Below are 15,958 nucleotides of genomic sequence, written 5' to 3' on the forward strand. Positions count from 1 at the left end.
GCGGCCAACCTTATTGAATCGCGTGCCGGGATCGCATGGCCTACCTGGATCTATTGCTGAATCTGATTGCCTGGTTGTTGTGGGCAAGCTGGCGCACGGCCCGTTTGAGCGCGGCGCCGGCGCCCTTGAGCTTGGCCGCCACCGTCCGCCCGGCTGATCAGGTCGCCCAGCGGCGGTGGGTTTATCCGGTGCTGCTGGCCGGGCTGCTGGTGCTGCGCGGCCTGTTCTATTCCCAACTGGGAGAAGCCCTGGACTGGACGCCCAAAATCTCGCTGGGCGTGCTGGTGATCAGTTTCAAGTGTGAAACGGTGGGACGGTATTTGCTCTTCTCGCTCACCAGTTTCGCGCATTTCTTTTTCGTGGTGTATTTCGGGCTGCTGCTGCTTTCGGCGGTGCAGGGACAGCCGGCGGAAATCTCACCGCCGCAGCGGTTTTTGCGGCAACTGGTGGGGCGCCCCGCCCGCTGGCCCGGCGTGCTGCAAGCCCTGCTTCCGCTGGTGCTCGCCATGGCCGGATGGCCGCTGTTGCAACTTTATTTCCAATCACTGGACTACCTGCCGGAAGCGCCGCCGTCCCAGCTCTGGAAGGATGCCCTGGGATTTGGCGTGGTGGTGCTGCTGGCGTGGAAATACCTGCTGCTGGGTTTGTTTGCCCTCCATCTGATCAATCTCTACGTCTATTTGGGGCCGGGAAGTTTCTGGCCCTTTGTCTCGCAGAGCGCCCGGGTGTTGCTGCGGCCCCTGCGCTGGATGCGGCTGGGCAAGCTGGATCTTTCACCGCTGGCCGGCATGGCGGTGGTGCTGGCCGTCTGCTGGCCCATTGAGCGCTGGCCCGAATGGTGGAAAGTATCCCCTGCCCCGCCACCGGCGCAGAACCGGCCCGCTCCGCCACGTCTTCAATAGGGGGGGCCGCCGCCCTGCAGGCTTTCGGCCTGGATGCGCGCCACCTGTTCTTTCAGCTCGGCAAAGCGGGCATCCAACAAGGCCAGCCGCCGGGCCAGGAGGCGGGCCAGCTCCCAGGCGATTTCCGGGGTGTGGCTGAGCGCTTCGTCGGCCTGCTCGATACGCAACAGGGTGCAGGCTTCCACGGTGCGGACGGTGGCATTTTGGTAGCAGCGCAACAGTAGCGACAACTCGCCAAACACTGCCCCGCGATCGGCCACCAGACACAAAGGCATGTCGTTTTTGACAATTTCCACCCGCCCCGCCAGCAACACATAAAGCACCCCCAAACGCTCCCCCTGACGCAGGAGGACTGTGCCTGGCGGGACCTGAATTTCCGCTGGCGGCGGGTCCAGGGCACGCAACAGACTTTCAAGACGCTGGGACACAAAGGCCATCCGCACCGGGCGCTGGAGGGTGCTAATGGAGGAAATATAGCACGCTTTAAGCCTCCCTCAACCTGGAGACAAGCGGATGCTGGGAGCGGGGAGGGGGCGGCCCTCAAACGGCGGCCGGGGTGGTTTGGGAGCGCACGATTTCGAGAATGGCGCGGCGCAGGGCCTCCAGTTGAAAGGGTTTGCCCAGGTGATGATTGCCCACGGATTTCAGGAAGGCCCGCGTCTCCTCGTTCACCGTGTCGCCCGTCAGGAAGAGAATGCGGCCGGCCAAAGCCGGGTTCTGCTGGCGCACGGCGGCGTAGAACTGGCGGCCGTCCATTTCCGGCATGCGGATATCGGAGAGAATCAAATCGAAGTGCCGTTTTTGCAGCAGCTCCAGGGCCTGTGCCGGCACGGTGCATCCGACCGTGCGGCAGCCCAGGATGGAAAGCATTTCCGAAACCATCTCCGTGATGGTGGGTTCATCATCCAAAACCAGAATGTCCAGCGCCAGGTCCTGCGCCAACGGCGGCGTAGCCGGGGACGGCACCGGCGCCGTTTTCAAGGGTTCGGGCGCGGGAGCGGTTCGGATGGGCAGCTCGACAACAAAACGCGCGCCTTCCGTGCCCGGGCGCTGATGATACAGGCGGCCGTTGTGCTCTGAGATAATGCTCAAGGCAATGGACAAGCCCAGCCCCGTGCCGGCGCCCACCTGTTTGGTGGTGAAAAACGGTTCAAAGATTTTGCTTTCCAAATGCGGGGGTACGCCGGGGCCGTTGTCCTCCACTTCCACCAGCACCCGCTCCTCAACCCGGCGGGTGGTGACCGTCAACAAGCCGGCCCGGTCCCGGCCGGACATGGCTTGCACGGCGTTGTTGACGAGGATGACCAGCACCTGCTGGATCTGATCCGGGTCGGCCAGGGTGGGCGGCAGGTGCGGATCAAAATGCGTCTGCACCTGCACCCCGGCCACGCGCACGGCAAACATGCGCAGGTCAAGCACGCGCTGGGCCACCTCATTCAAGTTCACCAGTTCCCGCTGCGGGGGGCGCTCGCGGGCAAAGGCCAGAAAGTTCTGGACAAGCTTGGCGGCGCGGTTGCTTTCATGCGCCACTTTTTCCAGGTCGGCCCGGACGGCTGGCGACAGCTCGCGATGCTGCAAGACCAGTTCCAGGTAGCCTTTCACCACCGCCAACGGGTTGTTCAGCTCGTGCGCGATGCCGGAAATCATCTGGCCCAGCGCGGCCAGCTTTTCGGTCTGGCGCAACTGGTGCTCGAGCTGGGCGCGCTCGGTCAATTCGTGCAAGAAGAGCTGGACTGCCGGCCGGCCGTCGTATTCGACGGGGGTGGCGGTCACCTCCACCGGCGCAATGTCCTGATTTAACCGCCGCAAGGGCAGCGGGTGGAGGGTGGCCAGCCATTCGGCCGCGGTCATTCCCGCCGGCGGCTGGCCGGGACAAAACGTCAGCAGCGAGCGGCCGGTCAGCTCCCGGGGGCTGCCGGCTCCGATCAAACGCGCGGCTGCCTGATTGACCTCCAGCATTTCGAGGTCTTCGGGCCGGGCAATGATGATGGGCTGGCCGGCGTTCTCAAACAGCTTGCGATAGCGCTCCTCCGTGGCCGAGACCTTGCTGCGCAGCTCCTCTTTTTCCTCCGCCTGTTTGGACAAGTTCAGAAATGCCAGATGATGGGTGTGGCGGGCCTCCTCCAGGACCAGCACAATCATGCTTACCGCGATGAAGAGTTGCAGGACGGTGGCAATGAGGAAGGCCGCGCCAAAAAGCTCGGGCTGGTAATAAAGAAAGGGAAAGCCCACATGAAACAGGCCCCATAAACCAAAGCCCACCGCCAGGAGGCCCGCGCCCACGTAGGGGCGCCGCCGCCGATAGGCCAGGAAACAATAGCCCACGCGCAGGCTGGCCAGGGCAATCAAACCAAAGATCGGCAGCCGCACCTGGAGGGGATTTTCCAGTTGATAGGCGCCGTAATAACTCCAGACAAACAAAAAGCCAAAAAAAAGCGCCGCCAGCGACTGCCGCACGCGCTGCCCCAGGAAACGCAGTCCGCCCCAAAATAAAAACAAGGCCGTGGCACTAATGCACCATTGCTTGATCATGGTGATCCAGGCCTCCCGGTCCTCGTGGCCCACGGCCAGGTTCAAGGTGAGCCACAGGGCATAAAACATCCAACCTGCCGCCCAAATGGTGAAATAACGCCTGCGGGTAAAATGATTCAGATAGAAAAACAGCCCCACCAGCACCCAGACGCTCAGCAAGGACACGGCCAGCGCCTGTTTGATGTATTGACCGGGGATGAGCAGGTCAAAACCAATTTCGTACGACATAGGGCGGCTGCATACTAATGAGGAACAACGCTCCGCGGCCAGCCCAAAAAATGCAGCCGGAAAATGTCATCCGGCAATTCCCGGGCAGGCCGGGGCGGGGACGCGGGTTATTGGTTGCGCCCCTTACTTTTCGTGCAAAATAATCTGCCCCTGCCAGTCCGGCGGCGGGGGCTGGGCCTGGAATTCATGAATGCGCTCCAGATAATACAGCGAGGGCCCATCCTCCGGTTTGAGGGTCAAGACGTGGCGAAAGGCGGCCTCGGCCTCAGCCCAACGCTGCTGGGCGAAAAGCTGCCAGGCGGCCGCAAACGCCTCGCGCCACGGGCGGCTGCCTTCGGCTACCTCCGGCAACCCGACAACTTCATAGACAAACTGCAAATGGGTGACGCCCTTGAAGCGAAACAAGCCCACCGGCCGGAAAATGATCTGATCTCCCACCGCCTGGCGGATGGCCTGCGTGGCCAGCACGCCGGTGCCCACCATCTTGTTCATGCCCTCCAGCCGCGAGGCGATGTTGACGCAATCGCCCACGGCCGTGTAGTCGAACCGTTGCGAGCTGCCGATGTTGCCGACACTCGCCTCCCCCAGATTCAGGCCCACACGGGTGCGCATCACCGGCCCGGTGCGCTGTTGGTCATGCGCCGCCAGGCGGCCATGCAGCAGGAGCGCCGAGACACATGCCCGCCGCGCATGATCCTCCTGGGGAAACGGCGCATTCCAGATGGCAAAAATGGCGTCGCCGATCAGCTTGACCACCGTGCCCTCCGTCTCGTGCACGCAGCCCAGGGTCAGCTCATAGTAGGCATTGAGCTGGTCGGCCAGCTCGTCGGGCGAGAGATTTTCGGAAAGCCTGGAATACGCCTCGATGTCGCTGAACATGATGCTGATGACCTGCTTGCGCGTGCCGGGCTTGAGCAGCTCCGGGTTTTTGAGGATCTGCTCCACCCGCCCCGGCGAGAGCTGCTTGACCAGGGTTTCCCGCAACAGAGCGCGCTCCTGCTCCAGCAATTTCTGCTCCGCTTCCAGGCGTTGTTTTTCCGCCTTCTCGGTGCGCGCCTCGGCCTCGGCCAGCAATTTCTCAAAGTACAACCGCACGGAATTAAACAACACTGACCACAAGGTGGCGGTGAAGACCTGCACCGGCGGGATCAGCCAGGCAAACCAGATTGCCGCCTTCCCATGCAGGGCAATGGCAGCGCCCACTTCCACGGTCACCACCCCCAGCGCCACCGGCACCGCCCGCGTTGGCCGCAGCATGGCCAGTCCAAAGCCGGTCAGGGCGCCAAACACGATGAGCAGGCCCAACTGGAGCGAATCGGGGATGGCCACCATCCAGTTCTTCCGCATGAGATTGCAGAAGGCCGTGGCCTGGATTTCGGTGCCGGGGGAAAAGGAGCGAAGCTGGACCTCGGCATCGTGCTGGCCGGAGGCGGCCTCCAGATAGCGGGGCCAGGGATTGCGAAATTCATCCTTGCCCTCACCGGTCATGCCGGTGCTCTGGCGGGCGCCGATGAAGACCACCTTGTCTTTGAACAAGCCAGGGGGAGTGTCCCCCCGGTACACCGTAAAGTAACTTTCGGAGCGCAACGTCAGCGGCGGGCCAAAGTAATTGACATAGCGGGTGCGGTGGTGCGGCGGATCCACGTATCCCAAGACTTGGGCCGCGGCCTGACAAAGGGAGGGAAACGGCTCACCTCCGTAGTCCACCGCCTCAGGAAACAACCGGATGGTATAATCCGCGGACACCGTGGTGTAAGAGTGCCCCACGGCCGCCACGGCTTTGGCCACCCGCTCGTAGATCGGCAGGATTCGCCACGCCACCGCCCCTTCCATTTCCAGGCGGCCATACTCGGCGGCCACCACCACCTTCCCATGCCGCCGCATGGCTTCCGTCAGGCGCGCGTCCCATTCTTCCGCCATGCGGGGGTCCGCCAGGAAATTGCTGGCCGGGCTGCTGAACACCACGTCAAACACGATCGCGCGCGCTCCCTGGCGGGTCAGGCGCTCAATCAGCTCGGCATGCAAGAGGCGGCTCCACGGCCGGCTGGGGTCCTGGTCCAGCTCCGCATGGGAGTAGTCATCCATGTAGATGATCACCACCTCCTCCGGCACCACCGGGGTGCGATAACGGAATGGCCAGTCGAAACTGGCGTTGATCAGCGGCTTGCCCAAGGCGGAAAGGAAGAGTGCCACGCCCGTCAGGACCGCCAGGATTGCCCCCATGAACCCGCCAAAGGAGCGTGCCTGCGCCACCCGCTGACGAAAGGGATTCATGCCATGCGTGTGCCGAAGGCGAGTATAGCACCCCCCTACCGCCGGGGGAAGGTTAATGACGGATGATACCAGAACCATGCAGCGGGGAATCATCCTGCCCGGTGGGCGGCCCGATGCCGGGGTGCTCGAAGTACGGCCTCCGCCCCCGCGCCCCTGAAGCCTGAATGGGGATAAAAAGGGCGGGAGCGAAGGGGGTTAAGTCTGGCTCGCAGCAATCGTCAGATTTGCCTTTGACCCCTATTCCTAGGGCTTTTTGGGGCTTGACGCCTCAAGCCGTTGTGGTTTTATGCCGTAGTTATGAAAATGCATAGTTGGGTCATTGGTTTGCTTTGCGGGGTGCTCCTGGCGGGCGCGACCGGTTGCGTCAAGACGGTGGACGGCCGCACCAAGGCGGCAGTGCCGTTTGGCCGGGACAAGATTGAGGGCCGCTACGAGCGGACGGTGGCGCAGGTGTTTGAAGCCGCCAAGGGCGTTCTGGCCAGGCTGGGAACGTTAAACAGCGAGGACACCATCAACAAAACGCTGGTGGCGAAGGTGGATACGCGCAACGTGTGGGTGAAGGTGCGGGAGGTGGACACGCGGATTACCAGTGTCACCGTGCAGGTGCGGACCCGGGGCGGGGCTGGCGACATCGAGCTGGCCGCGCAGATTGAAAAGGAGATCGCGCTGACGCTGGTCAACCTCAAGTAACCTTGACCACCTGAGCGGCGGTCTCGGCCGGTTTTTCGGGCAGAACAAACCAGAAGGTGCTGCCCCGGCCGACGTCGCTTTCGACATCAATGGTGCCGCCGTGGGCCTCCACGGCCAGCTTGCAAAAGGCCAGGCCCAAGCCTACACCCAGGCTGCGCTGCTCCGAGCGGGCCTGGCTGAATTTTTCAAAAATCTTTTTGTGCTGCTCCTTCGGGATGCCGGGTCCGTTGTCCACGACTTTGACTTTGACCGCCTGAGGCAGGCGCTCGAACTGGACGAGGATTTTGCCGTCGTCCCCGGTGTATTTGATGGCGTTGCCTACGAGGTTGGCCAACACGCGGCGGGTGAGGTCAATGTCGCAAATCACCGTGATGGGCGAGTTGGGGCGCTCCACGTCAATGGTGCGGCTGCCCAACAACGCCTCCAGGGGTTGAATGGCGGCCCGGGCCAGGTCGTACACGTTGCACGGATTCATCCGCAAGGGCATCTGGCCGGCCTCCAGGCGGCTGATATCGAGCAGCGAGATCACCATGTCCAGCAGGAGATTGGTGTTGCGCTCCACCTTGTTGAGAAAATTGGCTTCGCGCTCATCGAGTTTGTTCTTTGCGGAGGCCTTGAGCAGTTGCGCAAACCCCAGCACGCTGCCCAGGGAGGAGCGCATGTCATGCACGATCATGTGGGTCAGATTGTCGCGCAGCGCCTCCAGTTCCTTGAGCTGCTCAAAACTTTGCTGGAGCTGATCGTAGAGTTTGCGCGTGTAAATGGCGTTGCGCACCCGGAGCCGCAAATCCTGGGCGTCAATGGGCTTGGTCAGGTAATCATTGGCGCCCGCCTCAATGCCCTTCAGGCGCTCCTTGCGTTCGGTCAGCGCCGTGACCAGCAGCACCGGGATGGCGGCGGTGGCAGGATCGGCTTTCAACCGCCGGCACACCTCATAACCGTCCATCTCCGGCATCATCACGTCGAGGAGGATGACATCGGGCCGTTCGGACAACGCCTTGGCCTGGCCCTCGGCGCCGCTGGAGGCAAAGATGAGCTGGTGCCCCTCATTCTTGAGCAGCGCCTCCATCGTGGCGCACACATACGAGTCATCGTCCACGATCAACACTTTTCCGTTTAATGGCATAGCCATATCAAGTTCCCTGAACCGTCACACTTGCGGCGGCGCGGTGCCGCTCTGTCGGCAGCGCGTTTTGCACGGCCTGCACCAGCATGGCGGCGCATAACGGGCGCTCCACCAACGCCGCCGCCCCCGCCTCCAGACACCGCTCGCGTTCGCCGGGCAAAACCAGCGAGGACACCGCCACCATGCCCAGCCCGCGCAAGCGGGGATTGGCCTGGATGTGCTTCATCAGCGCGTAGCCGTTCATGCCGGCAAGCTGCAGGTCCACCACCAGCGCATCCGGTTTTTCCTCTGCCGCCCGCTCGAGGGCCTCGGCTCCCTGTCGCGCCACCCAGACGGTGGCGCCTGCGTCGGCCAGGATTTTTTGGGCGGTGGCCAGGGAGCGCTCATGGTCATCCACCAGCAACACGGCCACGCCCTCCAGAGGCGCGCCGGCCACCCCCGCCCCGCCGGCGCCGGCCGGCGTCCAGGGCAGGCGGACCGTAAAGGTGGAGCCCAGCCCCGGCGTGCTGGCCACGCTCACGCTGCCGCCGTGCAAATCGGTCAGCCGGTACACCAGCGACAGGCCCAGCCCGGTGCCGGAAAACTGGCGTGCCAGGCCGTCGTGCAACTGGACAAACGGCTGAAACAAACGGTCCATGTTTTCCGGCGCGATGCCAATGCCGGTATCGCGCACGACAAACGCCACCGCCTGGCGCTCCGGTTCCGCCACGGTTTCCAACGAAACTTTCCCCCGCTCGGGAGTGAACTTCACGGCGTTGGTCAGCAGATTGACCAGCACTTGCTTGAGGATGTTTTCATCCGCCTCGAGCATGGGGACGCGGGGATCACACTGATGGCTGATCTGCATGTGCTTCTGCCGGGCCGGCTGGATGACGAAATGCAGGCAATCCTGACAGAGGGCCTGCAAGGCCACCATCTCCGGGTGGACCTCCAAACGGCCCGCGCCGGCCTTCGAGAGCGTCAAGATGTCGGTCATCATGGCGAGCAGTTGGCGGCCGGCTTTTTCAATCATCTGCAGGTAGCTCATCTGGTCTTCATTGACCGGCCCCATGACGCCCTCCTGCAAGGCCTGGGCCATGCCCAGCACCGTGTTCAAGGGCGTGCGCAGCTCATGGCTCATGTTCGCCAGAAACTGATCGCTCAACCGCGCCGCGCGCGACAACTCCGCGTTGGCCAGCCCGCAGGCGGCCGTGACCTGGGCCAGCCGCTCGTTCAGGGCCTCCTGCTGCTGTTGCAAACTCCGCACCTGGCACCACGACTGCCAGCCCTGCGCCGCGAGCGCCGCCAACTGGCGCGCGGCCGGCAGCGCCGCCTGCAAGGCTTCCGCCTCCGGCCCGCCGGCCACCAGCAGGGCCAGGGGGCGCGAGTCGGCATGCAGCCACACCGCCACCAGCAGGCCCTGCCACCCCGGCGCGGCCAGCGGGCGGAGCGCCTCCATCCCCGGCTGCTGACTGTCGCTTGAAGGAGATACGCCCACCCAGCAACGCCACGGGCCGCGAAGCCCCGGCCAGCCTTCCAGGCCGCGCCAGGACCATTCGGCGGGCGCGGTGGCGGCATCAACGGCGGGATGGACGGCCGTCAAAGTCAAATGATTGCCCCCCCTGGCCGCCCGCTCGTAAAGCCGCACTCCCTTCACCCCGGACAGGGCGGAGAAGGTGCGCGCCACGGCGGCACCGTAGGAATGAGCTGAAGACGCCCCCACCATCGCCAGAAAATCTCCGGCGGCTTTCAATAAAAAGTCCTGGCCTCCGCCCTGTGGTGCAGGTGGTCGTAAAGCATCGGACTCGTGTTGTGTCTCGGACATCAATCACGCGCCTGCTCCGGCTGCCAGCCATGCCTTCCATTGGGAGGCCTTCGGAGCAAAGCAAACTTCCTTTACCGCAAATCCCCCCCTTATGGCCAGACCAAATTGGCGGGGGGCACCGCCGGGGGACGCTGCCAAGGTATAACAAGCCGCTTTCTCCGCCGCTGAGCCGGGGGCTGTTCGGGGATAGGTTTCCGGGTCGGACGCGCCCGGTTTACTCGACTTTTTCCATGGTGCGATACCGGAATTGCGCCCCCCAGATCATGCAATCATACACCTCCTGAATGTCCACGCCGATGGCCGCGAAGTTGTCCCGAGACTTCTCCAGGGCCTGCTGGAAATCCTCGTAGGCTTTCCTGGCAGCAAGCATTAATCCTGCCTCCACCAAATCCTGCTCATGCTCATACTTATAAATATAAAGCAATGCCAGCTCCAACTTACTGAAATTAATGGGGATATCAATTACTTTGCTCCAAGGGGGCTGGCGCCTGATCCGGGTGCACTGCCGGCCAGAGATCAATCTGTTCTCCTCAAACTCGAACAGGATGGGATCGCCGCGCGGCGGGGCCTTGAGCCAGTAAAAAAACAGATCGGCCAGCATCCGAAACTGGCCGTCTATGTAGCCTTTGGCGGGGACCAGCGTCGTGGCGCCGCCCAAATCCAGGTGAAGGTACGCTCCATCAAAACTGATGACCACTTCGTCCCGTTCAAAGCGGGTGGCGGTGCGGTGTAACAAGTCCATCGCGGCCAGAAATTGGGCGCGCGGCAATTCGAGATATTCGCGGCGCATAGGCAGGTGCTCCATTCCATTTTTGCTGCTGTCGGTCTGACCTCAGGATGCCACAAAGTGGCCTGGAAAGCCAGTCTAAAAACACGCCGCCACAGCCCTTGCCCCGCCAGTCTCCGTTGTGAAAAAGAGGGGTCTTAGCGGGGCGCCACGCCCGTGTCTGGATGTTCGCGTACCACCCGCCACGCCGTCTGTTGAATGATCCGGGCCAGCTCCGGCGCAATGCGCCCGTATGGCTCGGTGGGCAGGCCTTCGGGGGATTGTTTGAACAAGGTGGCGAAATAGGTGCAGGCCACGGCATAGCTGCCCGGCTCGTTCAAGTGAATGCCATCTTTATAGAACTGGTAGATGCTGGTCCACCCCGGCACTTTGCCGGCCTTCATTTGTTGATGCAGGTCGGCCAGCACCTGCCCCACCGGCACCAATAAAACCGGCCGTTTCAAGTCGGGCGTCAGCCGCCGCACTTCGCGTAAAAGCGTCTCGAAATAGTCCCGGGTTTCGTTGGTCAGGTCCCATGCGCCGGAGTATTTGGCCTCCCATCGTACGGTGTAATCATCCACCTTGGACAAATCATTGCCGCTGCCGGGCCGGGTGGGATCGTAATCATTTTTGTCGAAGGGGATGCCCTTGCCCTGCTGGGTCACGCGCGGCCAGCGGGCATAGATATAAACTTGCACTTCAGGGTTTTTGGCGGCCGCCATGCGCGCCCATTTGGCGATCAAGGCCGCATCTCCCAGGTCCTCCCCGTCCTTGTTCCTGCTGTGCAGATGACGGTCGAAAGGCTGCAAGGAAATGGCGTCCCACGCGTAATCCGTCAGCGCCTGCTGCCAGCCCCCAAAGGGCGCCTCGCGAAATCCGTCGTTGGGATGGGTGTACAACCACTCCAGGGGCGCCCCGGGGATCATGTGCCGCCCCCAGGTGACGGTGATGCCCCGCGTGGCCGCGAGCCGGGCCAACGGCCCGTAGCGGATGGTATCGGTCACACTGTTGCCGATGTAATACACACGGAAGGTTTTAGCGGGCTCGGCCGCGGCAAGGGTTGCAGCCAACAGGAGGGCAGGCGAGCCCGCCAGAAACCATTTTGCAAACCAGGATTGGATCATAAGCGTTTGGGTACGGTTAAAAAACCAGCCTTGTCACAAGGGAGGGTGGAAGCCTTCACGGGCCGGAGGAAGGCGGGCGGGGAGTTTCCTGGCCCGGCGTTCTGGGTTTGCTCTTGAACTTGATCAGCCCGAAGAACAGCGAGGTTTTCTTGGCTTCCGGGGTCGCCTCCTGCCGGTAGAAATTCCACAAAAAGGATTGGGAGCTGGCCTGGGTGACCGCGTTGCTCTCGGCCCGCCACAGGCTCCATACCGGCGAGTAATTGCGCTGCACGCCCTTGTTCTGCGGCAGGAAAGGCTCCAGCACCGAGAGCACCTGCAACCGCTCGCTGCCATCCTGTTCTTTGCGGTGGGTGAACAGCGGCCACAAGGAAGTCTGCCGGCGGTATTCCCTGGTGTCCGTGTTTTTTTCGACGGCATCGGAGTACAAGAAATAGAACACACGCAGCCGCTCGCGATCCAGCGGTTCGCTGCGCACGCGCCGGTACTGCCGCAGGGGCCAGAGCACTGTTTCGCTTTCCAGGGTGGCGGTCTGGCCGTGACTGTAAAGGGGGAAGACGCGATTCATGGTCTTGCCTTCGCCGCGCGCAAAGGTGACCAGCGGCCAGGGCGCGCTCCATTCGCGATAACCGCGGGCGCGATCCTCGGTGTAGGAGAAGCTGAACGGCCAGAGGATGCCGGTGCTTTCCCGCTGGGGGCCGCGCTCGAAGCTGTAGAGGGGAATCAAGGCCTGCGTGTGGTGTTCATTGTCGGTGCCGCGGCCGGTGATCTGATCATGGAAGAAAGGCCACAGGACAAACCACTTCTCATGCCCCGGCACAATTTCCAACTCGTCAAAGCGGTTGGTGCGCTGGAAGGGCTGGCGCACTTCGTGCCCAACCAACGGCCAGACCTGCCAGCCCCGCAGGCTCAACCCGCGCCGCACATGGATCAGGGGCAGCAGGTAGTTATCCGTTACCACGTCCCGTTTGCGCGTCTGCACATAGGCCGGAAACATCACCCACCGCACCTCATCCCGCAGCAGGCGGTTGTACAAGTGGCCGTAGAAAGGCATCAGCCCCCAGTAACGATTGGTGGGCACGTCCGAGGATTGATAAAAGAAGAGGGGAAACAGCGTGAAGCGGCGCCGCGTTTCGTCATCGCCTGTCTGTCCGCCCGCCAGGGAGAAGAGTTGAAAGAACTGCCAGCGCCACTCGGAGCCGAAACGGTCATAAGTCAGCAGGGGGTAGAGCAAATCATATTCCACCGCTTCCACTTCCGGATCGCGATTCCGCTGGTAGGAAAAGAGCGGCGGCAGGGCCACCAGTTGCGAGGTCTCCCAGTCGCGCTGCAAATAGAGCGGGCCCAACACCTCCCATTCCCAGCCCGAGGCCAGGGTCAGGCGGTGTTTGTCATACAAAAAACCGTGATGAACCGCGTTGGTCTCGGCCCCGCCAGCGCCGGCCATCGTCAGCCAGGCCAGCAACAGTCCCGCCAGCCATCCGCGGAGGGAGTGCCGGACATGATGGATGCTTTTTCCACGGCTTGCCATGTGCCGGCGCCGATACTTTCCCACCCCTGCCCCAGCGTCAAGCCAATCAACCCAGGTTCAAGGCCGGCCAGCAGGCTGGCGACTCCAACTTTCCCAGGCCGGCAGGAAGACGAGGGCGGTTATTAGACAGGCCGTCACCCCGGTGGCGGTGATTTGGCCCAGACTGGCCACGCCGGCGTTGGAGGAGAAGCCCAGCGAGCCAAAGGCCGCCACGGTGGTTGCGCCGGCCAGGAGCAGCGCCCGGCCCACGGCCTGATGCGTGGCCCTCCAATCGCCACCGTGGCGCTGCAATCCCAGCAGCAGATGCAGACAATAATCCACGCCCAATCCCAAAATCAGCGGCAGGGCCATCAAGTTCATCATATTCCACGGCCAGCCTGCCACCCGCATCCAGGCCAGGAGGAGCAGCAAGCTGAACAACAAGGCGGCCAGGCTCAGCACCAGTTCGCGCCAGGACCGAAAGGCGAGCCCCAACGCGAGCAGCACCATTCCCCCGATGGCGGCCAGCAGCCAGGGCAGTTCCCGCGTCATCAGCGCGGCCAGCCGCCCGCCCATCCATTCCCAGTTGGTCACGTACATTTCCACCGGCGTGGAAGCCGGCGCGTGGAAGTTCAAATCGTCAGGCGTGGCCGCGTCCGTCGGATGAATCACGCCCAATAACACGCGCCGGCCTTCGTGGAAGGCGTAGCAACGATCCCGCAGCCAGAGGACGGCCGCCGGCAAGGCGGCAGGCGCGGTGTCGCCCGCTCCGGCCCAGTAGTCGAGCACTTGGAGGGTCAATGCCAGGGCATTGGTGGTGAAGCCGGTTTGAGCGGCGGCGGACAGCAATGCCTCGCGGTGGGCTGCCAAAGGCAGCAAGGTGTGCGTGTTGGTCGAGCGCCAGGGGGCATCCATCACCAGCTCCAGCGGGAGATTCATGCCGCGGATGACCCCCCGCGCAGCCAGGGCATCCCCCTGGCGGCGTAGGGCCTGAGCCGCCTCGTACAACTCTGTGGCCGAGGTGGCCTGGAGCAGCAGCAGCAAAGGCTCGTGGCCGGCGCTGGTGGCCTGTTTGAACTCATTCCAAACCGCGTAGGCGGGGCTGTGTTTGGGACGCAGGGCCTCGGTGGTGCGTTGAAAGGGGGGTGGTCCAGCAGATATCAAAACCAGCGCGCATAAGCACCCCAGGATTGCCGAGGCCCATAACCGCACCGGGGCCCGGGAGACTCGCGGCGCCGACGGCACTGCGGATGGCGAAGGAGGCGATTTGGCCGCGACCAGCGCCCGCTGCAGGGGCGGCAGGTAAAGGCAGGTTATCAGCACCGCCGCCAGCGCGATGCCCATGGCCACGAGCGTTCCCAGTTGGCCGAGGCCCGGCAGGCCGCTGAAGTTGAGCAGCAGAAAGGCCCCGGCCGTCGTGGCTGCCGACCAGAAAATGGCCGCACGCGTTCGCCGCTGAACTTCCTCGACTGGCAGGCCGGGATGGGTGCGCGCCTCCTGCAAGAGCACAATGGCGTAATCGGCGGCCAGCCCCATGAGGATGGCGGCGAAGCCGAGGCTCACCACGTTCATGCTGCCGAACAGCCAGCCCCCCAGCCCCAGGGTCAAAACAAAGTTAAGCACCAGCAGGGCAATCAGCCACAGCAAGGGGCGCCAGGCGCGATGAACTGCAAAGAAGAGGGCGCCGATGATGGCCAGCGTCCCCAGCGCTGGCCCGGCCAGATCGCGCTCCATGCCCCCGCCAATTTCCGCCATGAAAGCCGGGCGGCCGGTGAATCCGATCTCCAGCGCGGTCGGCGGGTCGTGGGCTTGACGCCAAGCATGAATGAGCGCCTGCATTTGATTCAGCCAGGCGCGGCACTCGCAATAACCGCGCAGCGGCACGCGGGCCTTCACCCACACAAAACGCGAGCGCCCGTCCGGCGATTGAAAGCCCGCCGCACCGGCGGACTCCTCACCTAAAACCGGCACGGCTGCCTCGAGGAGGTGTGACAGCTCCAGCGGATCGTAACTCAGTCGCGCCAGCTCGGAGGGAGTCAAGGACGTGGCGAGCCGCTCGCGGGCCGCGGCCAGGCGGGCCGGCAAAGCGTCGGGTGCCAGCTCTGCGCGCAAACGCTCCACGCGCTCCGGCGGGGCGTGCAACCAGGCCTCCGCCACCAGGGCCGCCAGGGCGGAGGGGGCTTCCTCCAGCGGCGGCTGCCACCACGCGCTGGCCACCTGCGAGGTCTGCTGCCGCAGGTGCAGCGCCAGCGCGCGCGCGGCGTCGGTGGCCTCCTCCTCCGTGGCGGCGCGCACGCGCACGATCAGCTCGTCGGCCGCGGCGAAATGGCGTTGGTGCAGTTGCAGCCCCCGCACCGCCGGCTCCTGCGCGGGCAGGGTGTTGAGCACGTCGGCATCCCAGCGCAGACGGGTCCAGCCGGCCACGGCCAGCAGCGCTACCACCAAACCCGCAATCAACCCGGCCCGCTTCATGGAGGCGAAAACAAGGTCAAGGTCTCGCCGGTGTTTCGATGGCGCAAGCGCACCGCCGGGGGCGGGCCCGGCAGTTTTTCGACAACAAGGGGCGGCGGCACCGGCGCGCCCGCCAGGGCCTCGGGCACCCACAACATCAAATCATCTGGCGAAGGCGCGCCACGCCCGCTTTTGCTGCGGCGTTGGGGTTGATACTCGATTTGCCACTGGCCGGGCGCACGCCAAGCGGTGACGGTGGGAAAGGGCACCTTGGCAAAATGGAGCAAGGCCCGGCCATCGGCGTGAGAGGTCAGCCACAGTTCGCCGGCGATTTCCGGCGCGTCCCTGCCCGCCGGCCGCCAGAGGGCGGGGCAATACTGCGTGCGCCAGCCCGGCTGGGTGGTGTCCACCACCGGGATGGGGGGCGCCGTGCGACAGGCCAGCAGGCCGCCCAAGGCCAGCGCCAGGAGCCCCCAAAGCCAGCGCGCGCTGTTGAGGATTGGAGTCATGCAAGGGGGTCACGCACCGCGGGCGGGCGCCGGTGCGCTGGCGGT

12 protein-coding genes and 1 pseudogene are annotated in these 15,958 nt (G+C 63.8%); 3 read left to right on the plus strand and 10 right to left on the minus strand.

Features of this window, described 5'->3' with window-relative positions:
- Positions 1-35: 35 nt before the first annotated feature.
- Positions 36-902 carry a hypothetical protein gene (locus N3J91_07465; GenBank protein MCX8156267.1) on the plus strand — a complete coding sequence of 289 codons (867 nt, stop codon included), beginning with the start codon at positions 36-38 and terminating at the stop codon, positions 900-902.
- Here the strand turns inward: N3J91_07465 and N3J91_07470 are convergent.
- From N3J91_07470 to N3J91_07480, 3 genes are all read right to left on the minus strand, one after another.
- Positions 896-1,330, minus strand: a complete 435-nt coding sequence (locus N3J91_07470) for a cyclic nucleotide-binding domain-containing protein (protein ID MCX8156268.1) — start codon at positions 1,328-1,330, stop codon at positions 896-898. The two genes, N3J91_07465 and N3J91_07470, sit on opposite strands and share 7 nt — an antisense overlap.
- Positions 1,331-1,442: 112 nt before the next feature.
- A complete protein-coding gene (locus tag N3J91_07475; protein MCX8156269.1) occupies positions 1,443-3,662 on the minus strand; it encodes a response regulator in 2,220 nt (739 codons plus the stop codon).
- A 123-nt stretch (positions 3,663-3,785) separates the two neighbouring features.
- The gene (locus N3J91_07480; GenBank protein MCX8156270.1) at positions 3,786-5,936 is read right to left on the minus strand and encodes a CHASE2 domain-containing protein; all 2,151 of its coding nucleotides are present in this window, start codon (positions 5,934-5,936) and stop codon (positions 3,786-3,788) included.
- A gap of 297 nt (positions 5,937-6,233) precedes the next feature.
- Here N3J91_07480 and N3J91_07485 point away from each other — a divergent pair, with 297 nt between their 5' ends.
- Positions 6,234-6,626, plus strand: coding sequence for a DUF3568 domain-containing protein (locus tag N3J91_07485; GenBank protein MCX8156271.1), 393 nt, complete (start codon positions 6,234-6,236; stop codon positions 6,624-6,626).
- On the opposite strand, the gene N3J91_07490 is transcribed toward N3J91_07485, so the two are convergent.
- On the minus strand, positions 6,619-7,758 hold the full coding sequence (locus N3J91_07490) for an ATP-binding protein (GenBank protein ID MCX8156272.1): 1,140 nt from the start codon (positions 7,756-7,758) through the stop codon (positions 6,619-6,621). The two genes, N3J91_07485 and N3J91_07490, sit on opposite strands and share 8 nt — an antisense overlap.
- A 1-nt stretch (position 7,759) precedes the next feature.
- Positions 7,760-9,097 (minus strand): ATP-binding protein, encoded by a 1,338-nt coding sequence (locus N3J91_07495; protein MCX8156273.1) that lies wholly within the window; start codon positions 9,095-9,097, stop codon positions 7,760-7,762.
- On the opposite strand from N3J91_07495, the pseudogene N3J91_07500 reads away from it, so the two are divergent.
- Positions 9,025-9,183 (plus strand): annotated as a pseudogene (locus N3J91_07500) (response regulator). The gene N3J91_07495 and the pseudogene N3J91_07500 sit on opposite strands and share 73 nt — an antisense overlap.
- A gap of 587 nt (positions 9,184-9,770) precedes the next feature.
- Here the strand turns inward: N3J91_07500 and N3J91_07505 are convergent.
- The 5 genes from N3J91_07505 to N3J91_07525 form a co-directional block, all read right to left on the minus strand.
- Positions 9,771-10,361, minus strand: a complete 591-nt coding sequence (locus tag N3J91_07505) for a hypothetical protein (GenBank protein MCX8156274.1) — start codon at positions 10,359-10,361, stop codon at positions 9,771-9,773.
- A gap of 119 nt (positions 10,362-10,480) precedes the next feature.
- Positions 10,481-11,446: a hypothetical protein gene (locus tag N3J91_07510; GenBank protein ID MCX8156275.1), complete on the minus strand. Its 966-nt coding sequence runs from the start codon at positions 11,444-11,446 to the stop codon at positions 10,481-10,483.
- Positions 11,447-11,501: 55 nt separating this feature from the next.
- On the minus strand, positions 11,502-12,974 hold the full coding sequence (locus N3J91_07515; GenBank protein MCX8156276.1) for a hypothetical protein: 1,473 nt from the start codon (positions 12,972-12,974) through the stop codon (positions 11,502-11,504).
- Positions 12,975-13,031: 57 nt separating this feature from the next.
- The gene (locus N3J91_07520) at positions 13,032-15,425 is read right to left on the minus strand and encodes an MMPL family transporter (GenBank protein MCX8156277.1); all 2,394 of its coding nucleotides are present in this window, start codon (positions 15,423-15,425) and stop codon (positions 13,032-13,034) included.
- Positions 15,422-15,913, minus strand: coding sequence for a hypothetical protein (locus N3J91_07525; protein ID MCX8156278.1), 492 nt, complete (start codon positions 15,911-15,913; stop codon positions 15,422-15,424). Before N3J91_07525 ends, N3J91_07520 begins: the two co-directional genes overlap by 4 nt.
- Positions 15,914-15,958: the final 45 nt, after the last annotated feature.

The organism is Verrucomicrobiia bacterium (assembly GCA_026414565.1).
Taxonomy (GTDB): Bacteria; Verrucomicrobiota; Verrucomicrobiia; order Limisphaerales; family Fontisphaeraceae; genus Fontisphaera.